This is a genomic window from Burkholderia sp. BCC0397 (assembly GCF_902832865.1).
GTDB lineage: Bacteria > Pseudomonadota > Gammaproteobacteria > Burkholderiales > Burkholderiaceae > Burkholderia.
The window spans coordinates 39677-56705 of record NZ_CADFDL010000002.1; the positions used below are offsets into that span (position 1 = coordinate 39677).

The window sequence follows — 17029 nt, forward strand, 5'->3', positions numbered from 1 at the left end:
CATGCGGCGACAGCCGTGTACAAGTCCCGCCGAACGCATGGTTTCCCTAGTGCGGCCATCGCTGCGACGGGCGCGCGTCAGCCGGCCTGCACGGTGAGCCGCACCGGTATGATGTAGCCTTTCCAGCCTTCTCCCGATCGCGATTCCGATGCCCAGTCCCACCGCCGTCCGGCCCGTCGGGCCGCCCCGCATGTCCGACGTAGCGCGCCTCGCTGGCGTATCGAAGATGACGGTGTCGCGCGTGCTCGCGGGCCACAGCGTGGCCGCCGAGACGCGCGCACGGGTCTGCGAGGCCATCGACCAGCTCGGCTACGTGGCCGACGCGGCCGCCGGTGCGCTGTCGTCGGGGCGCTCGGAATTCGTCGCGGTGCTGGTGCCGTCGCTGTCGAGTTCCAACTTCTCGGACACCGTGCGCGGCCTGACCGATGCGCTCGAACCGCATGGCCTCCAGCTGCTGCTCGGCGACACCGACTACGACCTCGAACGCGAAGAACGGCTGGTGCGCTCGATGCTGCGACACCAGCCGCGCTGCATCGCGCTGACGGGTGCACAGCACACCGATGCGACGCGCAAGGTATTGGAGCGCTCGGCGATTCCCGTGGTCGAGATGTGGGACCTGCCCACGCGCCCGATCGACACCGCCGTCGGCTTCTCGAACGTGCGCGCCGCCCGTGCGATGGTGCGCCACCTGGCCGAACGCGGTTACCGGCGCATCGGCTTTCTGGTCGGCGCGAGCGAACTGGATCGCCGCGGCCTCGACCGGCTCAAGGGCTACCAGGCGGAGATCAAGGCGCTGGGGCTGGGCGAGCCGCGCGTCGTGCGGCTGGGCGAATCGCCGATCACGATGAGCCACGGCGGGCCCGCGATGGCAGCGCTGCTGGAGCAATGGCCGGACACCGACGCGGTGATGTGCGTGAGCGACATGTCGGCGTTCGGCGCGATCATGGAGTGTCACCGGCGCGGGCTCGCCGTGCCCGCCGATATGGCCGTGGCCGGCTTCGGCAACTTCGAAGTGGCCGCGTGCTGCCACCCGACCATCACGACCGTGTCGGTCGACGCGTACGGTATCGGACAACGCACGGGCGAAGCGTTGCTGGCGGCGCTGCAAGCGCGTGACAGCGGCGAGCCGACCGAGTCGAAAAGCATCCGTATCGACTACACGATCATCGCGCGGGAAAGCGCCTGACAAGCCGGCGGCCGGGCACGTCCCAACGCGCGACGCGCGCGGCTTCGTACCGGCCCGCTGCCCTCGCCTCCGCCACGCGCGCACGAAATCCCTTCCGCTACGCAAAAAACCCGTGCTAACATCCAAGCAATGTTACCGGTACCATCCGGCACGCAAAATCAAGAAGGCCCTTCGGAGACAGCCTGCCATGTCACAAACCCCTCGCCGTCTACGCAGCCAGGAATGGTTCGACGATCCCGCGCACGCAGACATGACCGCGCTCTATGTCGAGCGCTTCATGAACTACGGGTTGACGCGCGAGGAGCTGCAGTCGGGCCGCCCTGTTATCGGCATCGCGCAGACGGGCAGCGACCTGGCGCCGTGCAACCGCCACCACATCGAGCTGGCCGAGCGCACCAAGGCCGGCATTCGCGACGCGGGCGGCATTCCGATGGAGTTCCCCGTGCATCCGCTGGCCGAGCAGAGCCGCCGGCCCACCGCCGCGCTCGACCGCAATCTCGCCTACCTCGGGCTGGTGGAAGTGCTGCACGGCTTTCCGCTGGACGGTGTGGTGCTGACGACCGGCTGCGACAAGACCACGCCGGCCGGCCTGATGGCGGCCGCGACCGTCGACATGCCGGCCATCGTGCTGTCGGGCGGTCCGATGCTCGACGGCTGGCATGAGGGCAAGCGGGTCGGCTCCGGCACGGTGATCTGGCATGCGCGCAACCTGCTCGCCGCCGGCGAGATCGACTACGAAGGCTTCATGCAGTTGACCACGGCTTCGTCGCCGTCGATCGGCCATTGCAACACCATGGGCACCGCGCTGTCGATGAACAGCCTCGCCGAAGCGCTGGGCATGTCGCTGCCCGGATGCGCGAGTATTCCCGCCGCCTATCGCGAGCGCGGCCAGATGGCTTACGCGACAGGCAAGCGCGCGGTCGAGCTCGTTCGCGAAGACCTTCGCCCGTCGAAAATCATGACGCGCGCGGCGTTCGAGAACGCGATCGTCGTCGCCTCGGCGCTGGGCGCCTCGACCAACTGCCCGCCGCACCTGATCGCCATCGCACGCCACATGGGCGTCGAGCTGAGCCTGGACGACTGGCAGCGCTTCGGTGAAGCCGTGCCGCTGCTCGTCAACTGCATGCCGGCCGGCGAATACCTCGGGGAGAGCTTCCACCGCGCCGGCGGCGTGCCCGCCGTGCTGCGCCAGCTCGATGCGGCCGGCCTGCTGCGGCGCGACTGCCTGACCGTATCCGGCCTCGCGATCGGCGAGATCGCCGACACCGCGCAGGACGCCGACCGCGACGTGATTCGCACGCCCGACGCGCCGCTCAAGCATGGCGCCGGCTTCATGGTGCTGTCGGGTAACTTCTTCGACAGCGCGATCATGAAGATGTCGGTGGTGGGCGACGCGTTCCGCCAGACCTACCTGGCCGAGCCGGGCGCGGAGAATACGTTCGAGGCGCGCGCGATCGTGTTCGACGGCCCCGAGGACTACCACGCGCGCATCAACGATCCCGCGCTGAACATCGACGAGCGCTGCATCCTCGTGATCCGCGGCTGCGGCACGGTCGGCTACCCGGGCAGTTCCGAAGTCGTGAACATGGCGCCGCCCGCCGAGCTGGTGAAGCGCGGCGTGACGTCGCTGCCGTGCATGGGCGATGGCCGCCAGAGCGGCACGTCGGCCAGCCCGTCGATCCTGAACATGTCGCCGGAAGCCGCGGTGGGAGGCGGCCTCGCGCTGCTGCGCACGAACGACCCCGTGCGCGTGGACCTGAATCGCCGCAGCGTCGACGTGCTCGTCGACGAGGACGAACTCGCGCGCCGCCGCGAGACCGCAAGTTTCACCGTGCCGGAAGCGCAAACGCCCTGGCAGGAACTCTATCGCCGCTTCGTCGGCCAGTTGTCCACCGGCGGCTGCCTCGAACCGGCCACGCTGTACCTGAAGGTGATCGAGCAGCGCGGCAACCCGCGCCATTCGCACTGACCCCACCGCCCCCGACTCTTGCCGAGCTGATCATGCGTACTCCTTCCGTTTCCGACTGCCTGCCGCACGACCTCGCCCACGCGCTGCTGATCGGCCGCGTCTGGCGGCACGACGGCGCCCACGCGGGCCCGAGCGTCGTCGCCGTGCGCGGCGGCGAAGTGTTCGACATCACGCGCACCGTGCCGACCACCGCGGACCTGTTCGACCGCCCCGATGCAGTCACGCTCGCGCGCACCGCTCCCGGCGAATCGCTTGGCCGCGTCGAGCCGCTGCTGCAGGCGGCACTGGACGGCACGCCCGGCGCCACGCACCTGCTCGCGCCGTGCGACGTGCAGGCCATCAAGGCGTGCGGCGTCACCTTTGCGGTCAGCCTGATCGAACGCGTGATCGAGGAACAGGCCGGCGGCGATCCGGCCAAAGCGAGAGAAGTACGCGACACCATCGCCGCGACCATCGGCACCGACCTGTCGAAGATCGTGCCCGGCTCGGACGCCGCGCTGCGCCTGAAGGCGGAACTCGAACGCCGCGGCGCGTGGTCGCAATACATGGAAGTGGGCATCGGCCCGGACGCCGAGGTGTTCTCCAAGGCGCAGCCGATGTCCGCGGTCGGCTTCGGCGCGGACGTGGGGCTGCTGCCCGTGTCGGTGTGGAACAACCCGGAGCCGGAGATCGTGCTGGCGGTCGCCAGCGACGGCAGGCCGGTGGGCGCGACGCTCGGCAACGACGTGAACCTGCGCGACATCGAAGGCCGCTCGGCGCTGCTGCTCGGCAAATGCAAGGACAACAACGGTTCGTGCGCGATCGGCCCGTTCGTGCGGCTGTTCGACGACAGCTTCACGCTGGACAGCGTGCGGGAATGCAGCGTGTCGCTGCGCGTCGAAGGCGCGGACGACGGCTTCGTCCTCGACGGCATCAGCCACATGCGCGAGATCAGCCGCGACCCGGCCGAGCTCGTCGCGCAGACCTGCGGCGCACATCACCAGTATCCGGACGGCTTCATGCTGTTCCTCGGCACGATGTTCTCGCCGATCCAGGATCGCGACGCGTCCGGCGGCGGATTCACGCATCACCTCGGCGACCGCGTCACGATTTCCACGCCCGCGCTCGGGGCACTCGTCAACACCGTGCGGCTTTGCACGGAGATCGCGCCGTGGACCTTCGGCGTGCGCGCGCTGTATGCGAATCTGGCTGCGCGCGGGCTGCTTGCCTGAACGGAACGACAGCGATACCGGCCTGCCCGCCCGCGATCGATCGCAGTCAGAAGGCGGGGGCGACGCACCCGCGGGTCGGCGCGGGATACGGGCGCGATCCGGCTCGTCGCCGGGCGGAACGGCTTCGCGAAGCCGCACTGCTCTTCCGGCAGTTCATCGCATGAAACCGGCCCCCGCCGGCCCCGTCAAGCGCACCGTCACGCCGCCACGGGCCGCTCCGCCAGCTTGAACTCGCCGACCGTCTGCGCGAGCCGGGCCGCCTGCTCGCGCAGCGACGTCGCGGCTGCCGCCGATTGCTCGACGAGCGCCGCGTTCTGCTGCGTCGTATCGTCGAGCTGCGACACCGCCTGATTCACCTGCTCGAGCCCCGTGCTCTGCTCCTTGGCGGCGACGTTGATTTCGGCAATCACGCTCGTGATGTTGCGCACGCCGTCGACGATTTCGTCCATCGTCGCGCCGGCTGTCTGGACGAGCCCGGAGCCGCCCTCGATCTTCTCGACCGACGAGTGGATCAGCTGCTTGATTTCCCGCGCGGCCTGCGCGCTGCGCTGCGCGAGCGCACGCACCTCCCCGGCGACGACCGCGAAGCCGCGGCCATGCTCGTTCGCGCGTGCCGCCTCGACGGCGGCGTTCAACGCGAGAATGTTGGTCTGGAACGCGATGCCGTCGATCACGCCGACGATGTTGGCGATCTCGCCCGACGCCTGCGTGATGTCGTGCATCGTCGAGACCACTTCGCGCACGACCGTGCCACCCCGCAGCGCGACATCCGACGCCGACTCCGCCAGACGGTTCACCTGGCTCGCCGCATCGGCCGAGTTGCGGGCCGTGCCGGCGATCTCCTCGAGCGCCGCGGCCGTTTCCTGCAGGCTCGACGCCGCGTGTTCGGTGCGGGCCGACAGATCCTGGTTGCCCTGCGCGATCTCGGCGCTCGCGAGGTTGACGGACGCGCTGAATTCGCGGATCTGCAGCAGGATCGCACTGATCTTCTCGGCGAACGCGTTGAACGCGTGCGCGATCTGCGCGGCTTCGTCCGCGCCGTCGGCGGGCAGGCGCTTCGTCAGGTCGCCGCTGCCGCTCGATACGTCCGTTAGCGCGTCGCGCACCATCAGGATGCGCTTGAAGGCCGCGTTCGTCATCGCGCCGACGAGCGCCGCCGCGATGACGGCGACGATCACGATCGCCAACAGCGTCGTCGTCGCGACCGCTCGCATGCCGGCCGTCACGTCGCCTTTGTCGAGCGCGAGCACCAGCGACCAGTCGGTACCGGCGATCGGTTGTGCGCGCATCAATTTGGAAGCACCGTCGATGTCGACCGCGACGGGCGCAGACGCCGTCTGCAGCGCGCCGAGGTGATCAGCATCGAGTTCCGGCGACAGACCGGTGGCCGGCTTCATGATCAGGTCGGTCTTGGCCGACGCGATCACGCGCGCGCCCTTGTCCACCAAAAACGCGAAGCTCGCCGGTGTCGGGTGGACGGAGGTCACGATCGAGCTCACGTTCTCCATGAACAGGCTGGCGGCCAGCACGCCCTTCACCGCGCCGTCGCGCACCACGGGCACCGCGAACGCGACAGCCGGCTTGCCGCTCGTCGCATCGCGGTAGAGCGCCGTCACGACCAGATGGCCCGCGCCGACGGCCTGCTTGTACCAGGGCCGCGCGGTCGGATCGTAGCCGGGCGCGAGCGGAACGTTCGAGAACGCCGTCTTGTCCGGCAGGCCGAGCGTCAGCACCTCGAAGCCGCCCGACTTGCCGAGCAGCTTCAACGCCGGCACCGGGTCGCCCTCGCCGATCGCGATCGTGTCCGCGAGCGCCTGGGTTTCGCGCGACCGGCTGGCCACCCATTCGTCGATCGCCAGCGCATGCCCGGCGAGGATCGACTGTTGACTCTGGTCGATGGCCTCGTCGTTGTGGCTCTTGACGACGTAATAGACCAGCCCCCCGGTTACAGCCAGCGCCGTCACTACGATGGCGACACACGTCGCCAGGATCCGCGCGCGAATTGATGACAGCATGATGACTTCGGTCTCCGTTACCGCGTGATTGAAATGGATCGCTGAACAGGGCGACCCTGATCCGTTTAACGGCACCGGGGGCGCGAAGTTGAGCGATGTCGACCGGCGCGGGCACGCAGAGGAAGACACGGTGACCTATCGCGCAAAGCGCGATGGCAGAAACCGGATGTGTCGTGCGGAAACGGCGCCGTTCGCCCGCTTGGCGAGACGAGCGCGGATCGCGGTCGGATTTTTTTTGACGACAGGCAACACGCAAACGATTGCCCCGGGAAACGGTCCTAAATAGTTCATTCACCATTCCGATAATAAGGAAGGCTATTTGATATTCACGACTGGACTTTCCCCATGAACGATCGACGATTAACGGTTCGCACGAAGCTGATCATGGCTTTCGGACTTCTTACGTGCATGGTCGTGCTCGTGTCCCTCGTCGGCATCGTATCGCTCGGCAACGCGAACGCGGCATTCGAGAACTACGTCAACGGCACCAACGCCCGCGCGACCCTGGTGGACAGGGTCCGCGTCGCGGTCGACCGGCGCGCGATCGCCGCCCGCAATCAGGTCCTGGCGACCGGGCCGCGCGATGCGGACATCGAGAAGGAAGCGGCATTGCAGGCCGACCGCGAAGTCGGCGCGCTGCTGGGCGAACTGACGAATGCGGTCCGCGAAGGGGGCGGCGCGACCGACAAAGCTCGCGAACTGGTTCGCGAAATCGGGGCGGTCGAGGCGCAGTACGGCCCCGTGGCGCGCGCCATCGTCGATGCGGCGGCGAACAACCGGCGCGATCAGGCGATCACGATGATCAACGAACAGTGCCGACCGCTGCTGGCCCGGCTCGTCACGGCCACCGACGCGTATGCGACGTACTCGCGCACGATGGCCGCCCAACTGGTGAAGGAATCGGACGACCGTTATACGTCGCGACGACTGATGCTGATCGCGATCTGCATCGCCGCCGCGGCGGCAGCCGCGATCTCGGGCCTCTTCATCACCCGCGGCCTGCTGCGCTCGCTCGGCACGGAGCCTGCCGCGCTCAGCGATATCGCGCGCCATATCGCCGCCGGCGATCTCGGCGCCGAATCCACGACCGGCGCCGCGCCGGCCGGCAGCGTACTGGCTTCGATGCGCGACATGCAGGCGAACCTGATCCGCCTGATCTCGGAAGTCCGTACCGCATCGGGCAACGTCGCGACGGGCGCCGGCGAAATCGCGTCCGGCAACCAGGACCTGTCCTCCCGCACGGAACAGCAGGCCGCCTCGCTGCAGGAGACCGCCTCGAGCATGGAGCAACTGACGTCCACCGTGCGCCTGAACGCCGACAATGCGCAGCAGGCGAGCGGCCTGGCCGACAACGCATCGGAGGTCGCCCAGCGCGGCAGCTCGGCGGTCGGCCTGATGGTCGACACGATGACGGACATCAGCGCGAGCTCCTCCAAGATCGCCGAGATCACCGGGATCATCGAAGGGATCGCGTTCCAGACCAACATTCTCGCGCTCAACGCGGCCGTGGAGGCCGCCCGCGCGGGCGAACAGGGCCGCGGCTTCGCGGTGGTGGCCAGCGAAGTCAGAAGCCTTGCGCAGCGCTCGTCGAGCGCCGCGAAGGAAATTCGCGAGCTGATCTCGCAATCGGTCCGGAAGATCCAGGACGGCTCGCATATCGCGAACAATGCGGGCGAGACGATGAGCCAGGTCACGCACGCGATCTCGCGCGTGACCGACATCATGGGCGAGATCGCCGCCGCGTCGAACGAGCAGAGCCGCGGCATCGAGCAGGTCAATCTGGCCATCACGCAAATGGACGAAGTCACCCAGCAGAATGCCGCGCTCGTCGAGCAGGCCGCCGCCGCATCGAAGTCGCTCGAGGAACAGGGAAACCGGCTTGCCGAGGCCGTCTCGCTGTTCCGGCTGGACACGAGCACGGCGAGCGCGTAGGCCCGGCGGCCGCCGCCATTTATCGGTGACGGGCGCATGGATTCCGGCGTCCGTCATGTTAAGCACCGGAAATTAACCAAATAGTGGTAATTCGCGCCTGCCGCGTACGACGCGAAACAATTCCGTAACGACCGCGTAACGATCGCTCACGACAATCCTCCATCTTCTACCATCAGGATGGAGTCTTGCATGTTTGCGTCACGAAGCCGTTTCCCGCTGCACGTCGCGGCATTGTCGAGTGCGATCGTACTGGCTGCGTGCGGCGGCGGCGACGACGTCACGTCGACCGGCACGATCGCCGCGGCCGTTCCGGCGCCGCCCGCCGACCCCGGCTTCGTCGACAGCGCGCCGATCCCGAGCGCGCCCGCCTTCGTCGACAACGTCGCGACCAACCAGCGCGGCGATGCGCGCTATGCGACGCTGTCGACCAACGCCGCGGTGCGCGTGTTGAGCCGTTTCCTCGATCTCTGGCAACCGTCGACGATGCTGGTCGACGCGGGCGTCACCGCGCCGGCAAACGGCGCGTTCCCGGCCATCTCGCCGTCGACCTGCTCCGGACTGCCGAACAGCGGCGTCTCGTGCGGCACGATCCTGAATGATGCGGTGCTGTCGGCCAACGTGCAGTACGTGATCAACGCGACGACCGCCCGGACGCCGCAACAGGCCGATGCCGCGTACTACGACGACCGCCGCGGCAAGGGATACAGCGTGACCGACGGCATGGGCCCGCTCACCGCCGCGTGGCGCACCGCGGCCCAGCAGACGACCAGCATCACCAGCGTGCCCGCCGATGCCACGACCGTGCTGTACAACGATTCCGGCAACAACGTCGGCGTCGGCAGCAGCGGCAACGCCAGTTTCGGGAAGGTCGTCGACCTGCTCAACGAAATGGGCAACAACGCGTCGACCGAACCGTCGAAGCGCTTCTTCAAATACGCGCGTCCGTACCGCTGGAGCAGCGGCGTGATCGTCGCGCCGACGCTCGTGCCGGCCGAAAGCGCAACGCCCGCGACCGATGGCGGCTTCATCAGCGGCCACACGGCCGAAGCGGTGCGCGATGCGACGACGATGGCGTGGCTCGTGCCGGAGCGCTTCCAGGAGATGGTCAGCCGCGGCCTCGAGCTCGGCGAGAACCGGATCCTCGCCGGCATGCACTCGCCGCTCGACGTGATCGGCGGCCGCATGCTCGCGCTGGCCGTCAGCGCGGCGAACCTGACCGCGTACGCCGGCGACGCGCAGGCCGCCTACACGCAAGCCCATCAGACACTGCAACAACTGACGGGAACGAGCGCCGCGACCTTCTCCGCATTCGCGCACGCCGGCACGCCGGCCACCGACCGGTTCGCCGACTATGCGACGAACAAGACCGCGTTCCTGCGCCGCATGACGTTTGGCTTCGGCGCGATCGAATCGACGAACGCACCGCCGGTCGTGCCGAAGGGCGCGGAGATCCTGCTGCAGACGCGCTTCCCGTACCTGAGCGCCGACCAGCGGCGCGTCGTGCTGAAGACGACCGAACTGCCGTCCGGCTATCCGGTGATGGACGATGCGGAAGGCTGGGGGCGCCTGAACCTGTTCACGGCGGCCGACGGCTACGGCGCGTTCAACGGCAACGTGATCGTGTCGATGGATGCGTCGCAGGGCGGGCTCAATGCCGCCGACCTGTGGCGCAACGACGTCGCGGGCGCCGGCAAGCTGACGCTGCAGGGCAGCGGCACGCTGACGCTGGCGGGCAACAACGGCTACACGGGCGGCACGCAGGTGAGCGGCGGCACGCTGGCGGCCGCGTCGACGACGGCGTTCGGCAAAGGGGACGTGTACGTCGGCCCGGGCGGCAGCGTGCGGATCGCGGCCGCCGCGCCGGTGACGATCGCCACCCGCTACACGCAGCTCGACAACACGACGCTCGAACTCGACATCGACGGCAACGGCGGCGGACGGCTGCGCGTGGGCGGGCCGCTCACCGTCGCGGGCGGCACGCTGCACGTGAAATTCGTGAACGGCTACGCGCCGAAGGCCGGCGACACCATCGCGCTGATCGACGGCGCGGCGGCTGCCGCGAAGTTCGCGACGGTGACGGTCGACGGGTTCAAGGCCACGCCGGTCTACACCGCGACGGGCGTGTCGATCACGCTGTCGGGGGCGTAGCCGGCAGCGAAGATCGATCCTGCAACGGCGCCCACGGGCGGGACCGGGGGTCGAAGCCGTTGCGGCTCGATGATCGTCGGCAGGTTGAAACACAGGCTGACCTCGACACAGCGTTCCAGCCCTCGCGCGTCCGAAGCGCGCCGGATCGACGGCGGGCTGAAAGCCGACCCGGATAGACCGCGCGCAGGCGCCGGTACGCATTGGCGAACGCGGCGCCATGCATCGCGCGGCACCGCACACTCGCAATTTCTCGAATGATTCTCGCGTGAGCGTGGCGAAGGGTCTATCCGGTCATCACCCCGACACGACCTGTTTCCCGCCATTCGGCATTTCAAGAAACCCGCCCTTCCCCTCGATCGCATCCACGCGCCCCACCGTTTCACTTCCCGCATCAATTCTCAAAATTACGATTGCAAATGCCTCTCATTTGCATTAAATTGCCGCGCAAATGTACTGTTTGGAACACAGATGTCGGCGCGAGGCCGCCCGCCGTGCCTGAACACGAACCACACAAAAAGGAGATGTATGAGCAGGAGGAACTGGGCGGCCGCACCGATGGCCATCGTCGTCGGCACAACCGGCATGAGCGCCGCCGACGCGCAGGAAACGTCGCTGCCCACCATCGAGGTGTCCGCGCAACGCGCGACGACGCCGTTTCGCACGCGCGAATCGACGAGCGCGACGCGCAGCGAGGCGGACGTGATGGAGATTCCGTTCGCGGTCAGCAGCGTCGATACGAAGCTGATCCAGACCGTGGCCGCCACGCGCGGCGACGATCTTTACGACTGGGTCGCGGGCGTCTCGCGCCAGAACAACTTCGGCGGCCTGTGGGACAACTACGCGGTGCGCGGCTTCGCCGGCGACGGCGGCACGTCCGGCACCGACTACCTGGTCAACGGTTTTTCGTGGAATCGCGGCATGAGCGTGCCGCGCGACACCGTCAACCTCGAGCGTATGGAAGTGCTCAAGGGGCCGGCGTCCGCGCTGTATGGCCGCGGCGATCCGGGCGGGATCATCAGCTATACGACGAAGCAGCCGCAGTTTGCCCGCGCGAACACCATCGGCGTGTCGGCCGGCAGCTACGGCGCATTGCGGCAGACGCTCGATTCGACCGGCCCCGTCACGAAATCGCTCGCGTACCGCTTCGTCGCGATGAACGAGAACAACGGCAGCTTTCGCGACACGGTATCGAGCAAACGCTACCTGTTCTCGCCGTCGTTCACCTGGGACATCGGCGCGGACACGACGCTCCATTACGAGTTCGAGAGTGCACGTCAGCGCGCGCCGCTCGATCGCGGCGTGCTGGCGGTCAACGGGCAGCTTGGCGTGATCCCCGCGTCGCGCTTCCTCGGCGAACCGCGCGACGGCGACTACGACGTGCGCAACACGGGCCACCAGTTCACGCTCGAGCATCGCATCGATTCAGCCTGGTCGATCAACGCCGGCGTCGCGCAACGCAACACCGACCTGTCGGGGCGCTCGTCCGAGGCATTCGCGTTGCAGCCGGACGGCCGCACGTTGTGGCGCCGCTACCGGCAAGTCGCGTTTCACTCGAACGACCTGCAAGGCCGCGTCGAGACGACCGGCACGTTTCGCACCGGCGGCATCGGCCACACGCTCGTGATGGGCGTCGATGCGTATCGCTTCAACTACGACCAGTTCGTCACGCGCTCCACGCCGACCGCCGCGGCGCCGTATGCGATCGACATCTTCGATCCGGTCTACGGCCAGCCCGCGCCGACGCCGCGCACCGCGACCAACCTGCTCGAACGCGACGACGGCCAAGGCGTCTACGCGCAGGACACGCTCGCGTTCGGGCCGCACTGGAAAATCCTGGCCGGGCTGCGCTGGGATCGCTTCCACCAGTCGATCGACAACCGCCTGAAGGGCGTGACGACGACCCAGTTGCAGACCGCGCTGAGCCCGCGTATCGGCGTCGTGTATGAAATGAGCCCCGCGTTGTCGCTGTATGCGAACACCGCGTATTCGTTCCGGCCGAACAACGGCGCGGACATCGACGGCCACGCGTTCGATCCCGAAAAAGGCCACGGCTACGAAGCCGGCGCGAAATGGGCAGGCGCGCGCTGGCTCACGACCGTCTCGGCGTTCTACGTCACCAAGCGCAACGTGCTCACCGCCGATCCGGCAAATGCCGGCTTCTCGCGCGCGGCCGGCGAAGTGCGCAGCCGCGGCGTCGAATTCGAATGGAGCGGCGATCTCGGTCACGGCTTGCGCGGCATCGCCAACTTCGCGTACGTCGACGCCGAGGTCACGCGCGATTCCGTGCTGGCGCCCGGTTCACGCCTCGTCGACGTACCGCGGCTGAGCGGCAGCGCGCTGCTCATGTACGAGACGACCCTGCCGTTCGCGGACAAGGCCGGCGCCGGCGCCGGCGTGATCTATGTCGGGCGCCGGGCTGGCAACACGGCCAACACGCAGGATGGCTTCGAGCTGCCGGCCTACGCGACCGTGCAGCTCAACGGCTACCTTCAGGTCAACAAGCACCTGCGTGCGTCGGTCGTGCTGAACAACCTGTTCAATCGCACCACCTACGTCAGCTCGTACAACAGCCTGTGGGTCACGCCGGGCGCGCCGCGCAGCCTGTTCGCGTCGCTCGCGTACTCGTTCTAGGGCGGCCGGGACGGCCGACGCGCATCGCGCGTCAGCCGCCGAACGCGAACCGCGCGGCCAGCGCGAGCAACAGCGCCGGCAGCATCACGCACGCGCCGACCGCGAGGAATTCACCGAAACCGACCCGCAGCCCTTCACGCCGGATCGCCGCGAGCCATAGGATCGTCGCGAGCGAACCGGTGACCGACAGGTTCGGGCCGAGATCGACGCCGATCAGAATCGCATCGATCACCGTCGGCGAACTGCGCGCGGCGTGGATCGTCGAGCTCGCGATCAGCCCGGCGGGCAGGTTGTTGATCAGGTTCGACGCCAGCGCGACCGCGACACCCGCCGCGGCTGCGGCGGTTTGCTCGCCGCGTTGCGTGAGTTCGTGCAGCAGCCCCGCCAGTACGCGCACCGCGCCGGTCCGGTCGAGCGTCTCGACGACGACGAACAACCCCGCGACGAGCGGCAGCACGCTCCATGAAATCGCGCGAACGATCGGCACGCACGCCGCGCGATCCCGCAGCAGCACGCACGCGAGAGTGACGACACCCGCCAGTGCGGTCGGCAACCCGAGCGGGCGATCGAAGACCGACACCGCCATCAGCGCGGCGGCCGTTGCCGCGATGCCCGCCAGTGCGATGCGCCCGCCGCTCGTCAGCGGCTGCACCGGCAACCCGGACTCGCAACGGCCGGAAAGCGCATGTCGCTGCACGATCCGCAGCATGACGAACGTGCACGCGATCGACGCGACGGACGGCACCGCGAAGTGCGCGAGCCATACGCCGAGCGACGGCATGCACGCGCCATACAGCACCAGATTCGCCGGATTCGAAATCGGCAGCACGAAGCTCGCGGCATTGGCGACGAACGCGCAGCTGTACAGCAGCGGCATCGGATCGGCCTTCGCGCGGCGCGCGGCCGCGAACACGGCCGGTGTCAACACGACGGCAGTCGCATCGTTCGACAGGAACACCGTGGTGACGACACCGACCAGGTAGATCAGCGCGAACAACCGCCGCGGCGAACCGTGCGCAAGATTGACGACGTGCGTCGCGACCCAGTCGAACAGCCCCTCGCGACGGGCCGCCTCGGACAGCAGCATCATGCCCGTCAGGAACAGGTATACGTCGCCGCCTTTCGCGACGGCGTCCAGCGCCTGCGCGACCGGCAACAGGTTCAACACGACCAGCAGCAGCGCGCCGCTCACGGCCCACGTGGCCTCGGGCCAACCGAAAGGGCGCGTGATGACGCCCGCGGTGGCGAGCGCGGAAATCAGCCAGGCAAGCGAAACAGGATTCATCGGCAAGTCGACAGAGGCATGAGAATCGAAACGGCTGTCACGACGACGTCGCCGGCAGGTCGGCCGGCTTGCCGCACACGCTGCTCAGCGCGCGTGCATGACCGAGCCACAGCGCGAGCGAGCCCGTCGACACGGCGCCCAGTACGACGAACGCGGCCGGATAGCCGAAGTGCTGCGCGAGCATGCCGCCCAGCGCGGGACTGAGCGCCGCGCCGATACCTTGCGCGGTCGCGACGGCGCCCTGCCCGGCATTCACGCGGCCGGAGCCATGCAGCAGGCGAACCACGAGCGCGGGCACGACCACGCTCTGCAGGCCGGCGCCGATGCCGTCGAGCATCTGCACCGGCCACACGCCCGCTTCGCTCATCCACGCCGCGGCGACCACCCCGCGCATCGGCAGCACGAGGTACGAGAACAGCAGCACCCGCCAGTAACCGTGCGAGCGAATCAGCCGGGGAGCGAGCCAGGCCGCCGCGATCATCACGAACTGCGCGATGACGATGGTCTGTGCGGTGAACGCGCTCGGATTGCTGCGATGCGTGACGACGACGCCCATCCCGTAGAGCGGCAGCATCGCGGCGTTGCCGAGATGAAACAGCGCGAGCGACGCGCCGAGCAGAACCAGCGGCCGATTCCCGGCCAGCGTGCGCAGGCCGCCGGCGCGCGACGTCGACGCCGCGTCGAACGCATCGGGATGCGCGGCATGCGTTCCCGGTGCGGCGCCGGCTGGATCGAGACCTCGCGCGCTCGCATGATCGATCGCCTGCCGGGGAATCGCCAGCGTGCTCGCGATGGCGAAGACCGTAAACACGCCGACGAGCGCGAACACGGCGTCGAATCCGACCTGCCAGCCGAGCCACCCCGCGAGCGCCGCACCGGCGACGTTGCCGGCGTGGTTCGCCACCTGGTTGCGCCCGAACTGCCGGTCGAAGCCCTGCCGACGCACGATGCCGAGCGTCACACCCGCGACGGCCGGCGCCAGCACCGCGCCGCTGACCGCCGCCAGGATCTGCGACGCCGCCACGGCCGGATAGCTGCGGACGAACATCATCGCCAGCGCGGCAAGCGCCGTCGCCGCGGTCGCCACGACGATCAGCGCCCGCTTCGCGCGCACCGCATCGACGAGCACGCCCGCCAGCGGCGTCGCGGCCATCGCGGCGAGCCCGGCCAGCGTCATGACCGAGCCGATCGCATCGGCGCCCCAGCCGCGCGACAGCAGGATGACGCCGATGAACGGGCCGATGCCGGCCTGCACGTCGGCCAGGAAGAAGTTGAGCGCCTCGAGCGCGCGTGCCGGCCTCATGGTCGTCTCACCGTCGCACGATCATTCGACATCCGCATCGACGAGCTCGGCAATGTCACTCACGTCGAGCGTCGTGCCGTGCGGCGTAACGACGCCGTGCCCCCAAGCCTGCACATGGACACCAGGACGCAAATAATCGTGCAGTGCTTCAGCCGCATGCGGCGGTATCCGCAACGCGACGCCGCTCGTCAGCAACGCGCCGTTCAACTCGCCTTTCGGGCCGTGCAACCCAAACGCGACTTCGCCGCTCAATTCCATCGGCTTTCGAGCGGCGTGCGGCGGCTTCGGCGGCGCAGCGGGCGCGGGCCCGTCGTCGACGATGTCGACGCCGTCGCGCCCGGTCAGTTGCACGGCCGCGATCATCGCCGCGCGACGCGGCTTGACGCCACGCACGCGGATGCGATCGCCGGCCGCGACACGGCGCACCAGTTCGCGGCCCAGATGCGGCGGTATGTGAACCTGCAGATCGCCGTTCAGGATCAGGCCGTCGATTTCTCCGTGCGGATTGAGCAGGAACTGCGTGATGCGGCCGCGCGTTTCGGGCAGGCAGGCGGGATCGATCCAGTACATGACAGGACTCCTTTCGATGGATTTCGGAATAGCGTCGCGCGATCAGCGTGCGACATCGTCATAGAGGTTCACGACATGGCCCGGCGCGCCGAATGCCGTCGCCTGAAGCGCTTCGCCGTAGGCATTGCGCGTGCCGTAACCGACCGCGGCCACGCGCTCGCCGGGTACGAGCAGCCCGCCGAATTGCCGGGCGGCCGGAACGGTCAGCTTGACGATCGCACCGCTGTCGAGCATCACGCCGTCCGGCTCGCCGCGCGGCGCGCGCGTCACGCGGCGCACGACGCCGGACACGCTCAGGCGGGTGAGATTGACGCCGCGCAGCGTCGGAGGCACGGGCGCGACGGGCGTGGGCGACTGATCGGACAGCGACGCCCCGGAGCCGTCGTTGCGGACCACGCGTGCCCGGATTTCATCGTCGACGCGTCGTTCTCCGGCTACCGTGACACGCTCGCCCGATCGCACGAGCGCCGTCAGTCGCGAACCGAGATGCGGCGGCAGACGAACGAGCGTGCCGTCGGTCAGCACGAAGCCGTCGACGGTCCCTTCCGGATTGATCGTCAGGCGCGACAGCGTGCCGGAAACCAGCGCATCCGATGCGGAGTCGTTCCCGGGCATGGCAGGCAAAAGCGCGCGAGGCCGAGGAGGCGGCGGTGGCGGCATGGCGCCGTCCGGGTCTTCCGCGCGCGGCGCCGGCGCCTCCTGCGCCATGCTGACCGTTGCGACGGCAACGAGCGCGGCAGCGCAGAGCAGGCGATACGACCGGCGAACGGCGGCACGGC

The 17029-nt window shown here is 68.6% G+C and carries 11 protein-coding genes; 6 read left to right on the forward strand and 5 right to left on the reverse strand.

Going from position 1 to position 17029, the window contains the following annotated elements; genetic code table 11:
- Window positions 1-148 precede the first annotated feature (148 nt).
- From HWX03_RS05370 to HWX03_RS05380, 3 genes are all read left to right on the forward strand, one after another.
- A complete protein-coding gene (locus HWX03_RS05370; RefSeq protein ID WP_175870564.1) occupies window positions 149-1186 on the forward strand; it encodes a LacI family DNA-binding transcriptional regulator in 1038 nt (345 codons plus the stop codon).
- A gap of 187 nt (window positions 1187-1373) precedes the next feature.
- Entirely contained in the window at window positions 1374-3155 is a 1782-nt protein-coding gene (locus HWX03_RS05375) for an IlvD/Edd family dehydratase (protein WP_175870565.1), read from the forward strand.
- A gap of 32 nt (window positions 3156-3187) precedes the next feature.
- Window positions 3188-4366, forward strand: a complete 1179-nt coding sequence (locus HWX03_RS05380; protein ID WP_175870566.1) for a fumarylacetoacetate hydrolase family protein — start codon at window positions 3188-3190, stop codon at window positions 4364-4366.
- A gap of 197 nt (window positions 4367-4563) precedes the next feature.
- Here the strand turns inward: HWX03_RS05380 and HWX03_RS05385 are convergent, their stop codons facing one another.
- A complete protein-coding gene (locus tag HWX03_RS05385; RefSeq protein WP_175870567.1) occupies window positions 4564-6381 on the reverse strand; it encodes a methyl-accepting chemotaxis protein in 1818 nt (605 codons plus the stop codon).
- Between the two features lie 345 nt (window positions 6382-6726).
- Between HWX03_RS05385 and HWX03_RS05390 the strand changes: the two genes are divergently transcribed.
- The 3 genes from HWX03_RS05390 (at window position 6727) to HWX03_RS05400 (ending at window position 13092) form a co-directional block, all read left to right on the forward strand.
- Window positions 6727-8313: a methyl-accepting chemotaxis protein gene (locus HWX03_RS05390; protein ID WP_175870568.1), complete on the forward strand. Its 1587-nt coding sequence runs from the start codon at window positions 6727-6729 to the stop codon at window positions 8311-8313.
- Between the two features lie 189 nt (window positions 8314-8502).
- Window positions 8503-10461 carry a phosphatase PAP2 family protein gene (locus tag HWX03_RS05395; protein WP_175870569.1) on the forward strand — a complete coding sequence of 653 codons (1959 nt, stop codon included), beginning with the start codon at window positions 8503-8505 and terminating at the stop codon, window positions 10459-10461.
- 525 nt (window positions 10462-10986) lie between these two features.
- On the forward strand, window positions 10987-13092 hold the full coding sequence (locus HWX03_RS05400) for a TonB-dependent receptor (protein WP_175870570.1): 2106 nt from the start codon (window positions 10987-10989) through the stop codon (window positions 13090-13092).
- A 31-nt stretch (window positions 13093-13123) separates the two neighbouring features.
- Here the strand turns inward: HWX03_RS05400 and HWX03_RS05405 are convergent, their stop codons facing one another.
- From HWX03_RS05405 to HWX03_RS05420, 4 genes are read right to left on the reverse strand one after another with little or no spacing between them, the layout of a single operon-like run.
- Window positions 13124-14377 (reverse strand): arsenic transporter, encoded by a 1254-nt coding sequence (locus HWX03_RS05405; RefSeq protein WP_175870571.1) that lies wholly within the window; start codon window positions 14375-14377, stop codon window positions 13124-13126.
- Between the two features lie 37 nt (window positions 14378-14414).
- On the reverse strand, window positions 14415-15680 hold the full coding sequence (locus tag HWX03_RS05410) for an MFS transporter (RefSeq protein ID WP_175870572.1): 1266 nt from the start codon (window positions 15678-15680) through the stop codon (window positions 14415-14417).
- A gap of 21 nt (window positions 15681-15701) precedes the next feature.
- Entirely contained in the window at window positions 15702-16250 is a 549-nt protein-coding gene (locus HWX03_RS05415; protein WP_175870573.1) for a hypothetical protein, read from the reverse strand.
- 42 nt (window positions 16251-16292) lie between these two features.
- Window positions 16293-16865 carry a hypothetical protein gene (locus HWX03_RS05420; protein ID WP_244132582.1) on the reverse strand — a complete coding sequence of 191 codons (573 nt, stop codon included), beginning with the start codon at window positions 16863-16865 and terminating at the stop codon, window positions 16293-16295.
- Between the last annotated feature and the right edge of the window lie 164 nt (window positions 16866-17029).

Excerpts from the sequence above, each read along its gene's own strand:
- HWX03_RS05370 (WP_175870564.1), top strand. The coding sequence starts at position 149 with ATGCCCAGTCCCACCGCCGTCCGGCCCGTCGGGCCGCCCCGCATGTCC.
- HWX03_RS05375 (WP_175870565.1), top strand. The coding sequence starts at position 1,374 with ATGTCACAAACCCCTCGCCGTCTACGCAGCCAGGAATGGTTCGACGAT.
- HWX03_RS05380 (WP_175870566.1), top strand. The coding sequence starts at position 3,188 with ATGCGTACTCCTTCCGTTTCCGACTGCCTGCCGCACGACCTCGCCCAC.
- HWX03_RS05385 (WP_175870567.1), bottom strand. The coding sequence starts at position 6,381 with ATGCTGTCATCAATTCGCGCGCGGATCCTGGCGACGTGTGTCGCCATC.
- HWX03_RS05390 (WP_175870568.1), top strand. The coding sequence starts at position 6,727 with ATGAACGATCGACGATTAACGGTTCGCACGAAGCTGATCATGGCTTTC.
- HWX03_RS05395 (WP_175870569.1), top strand. The coding sequence starts at position 8,503 with ATGTTTGCGTCACGAAGCCGTTTCCCGCTGCACGTCGCGGCATTGTCG.
- HWX03_RS05400 (WP_175870570.1), top strand. The coding sequence starts at position 10,987 with ATGAGCAGGAGGAACTGGGCGGCCGCACCGATGGCCATCGTCGTCGGC.
- HWX03_RS05405 (WP_175870571.1), bottom strand. The coding sequence starts at position 14,377 with ATGAATCCTGTTTCGCTTGCCTGGCTGATTTCCGCGCTCGCCACCGCG.
- HWX03_RS05410 (WP_175870572.1), bottom strand. The coding sequence starts at position 15,680 with ATGAGGCCGGCACGCGCGCTCGAGGCGCTCAACTTCTTCCTGGCCGAC.
- HWX03_RS05415 (WP_175870573.1), bottom strand. The coding sequence starts at position 16,250 with ATGTACTGGATCGATCCCGCCTGCCTGCCCGAAACGCGCGGCCGCATC.
- HWX03_RS05420 (WP_244132582.1), bottom strand. The coding sequence starts at position 16,865 with ATGCCCGGGAACGACTCCGCATCGGATGCGCTGGTTTCCGGCACGCTG.